The organism is Marinobacter sediminum (assembly GCF_016820575.1).
Classification (GTDB): domain Bacteria; phylum Pseudomonadota; class Gammaproteobacteria; order Pseudomonadales; family Oleiphilaceae; genus Marinobacter; species Marinobacter sediminum.
Genome location: NZ_JAEMQH010000011.1, coordinates 1 through 753, shown reverse-complemented (window position 1 = coordinate 753; position 753 = coordinate 1). Strand labels below are relative to the sequence as shown.

At 61.0% G+C, this 753-nt stretch carries 1 protein-coding gene; it reads right to left on the bottom strand.

Annotated elements, in window-relative coordinates; genetic code table 11:
* On the bottom strand, positions 1 to 753 hold a 753-nt coding region (locus FGO67_RS17000), incomplete at both ends, for a cadherin-like domain-containing protein (RefSeq protein WP_203301827.1).

Sequence of the window (753 nt, the reverse complement as noted above, 5' to 3'; positions counted from 1 at the left end):
TGCCATCGTCGTTGATGGTGACCGTGCCGTTGGCCGCACTGGCGGCGGTTACGGACAGGGTGTCGCCATCGACGTCGGTGTCGTTACCGAGCACATTGATGTTGGCCAACGCGGTGTCTTCGTCGGTCGTGAATACACCGTCGTCGTTAGCCACCGGCGCGTCGTTCACCGCATTAACGGTGACCACCACGGTGGCGGTGTCTTCGCCGCCGTTACCGTCACTGACAGTGTAAGTGATGCTGTCGTCACCCGAATAGTTCTCGTTCGGAGTGTAATCCAGGGTGCCGTCGGCGTTGGTGGTGACCGTGCCATTGGTGGCACTGGCGGCGGTGACGGTTAGATCATCGCCATCGACATCGGTGTCGTTACCGAGCACGTTGATGTTGCTCAGCACCGTGTCTTCGTCGGTCGTGAACACGCCGTCGTCGTTCGCCACCGGCGCATCGTTTACGGCATTAACGGTGATCGCCACCGTCGCGGTGTCTTCGCCGCCGTTACCGTCACTGACGGTGTAAGTGATGCTGTCGTCACCCGAATAGTTCTCGTTCGGCGTGTAATCCAGGGTGCCGTCATCGTTGATGGTGACGGTGCCGTTGGCCGCACTGGCGGCGGTTACGGACAGGGTGTCGCCGTCCACGTCGGTGTCATTGCCCAGGACGTTGAGGTTGGTCAACGCGGTGTCTTCGTCGGTGCTGAACACACCATCGTCGTTCGCCACCGGCGCATCGTTCACCGCATTGACGGTGACCGCCA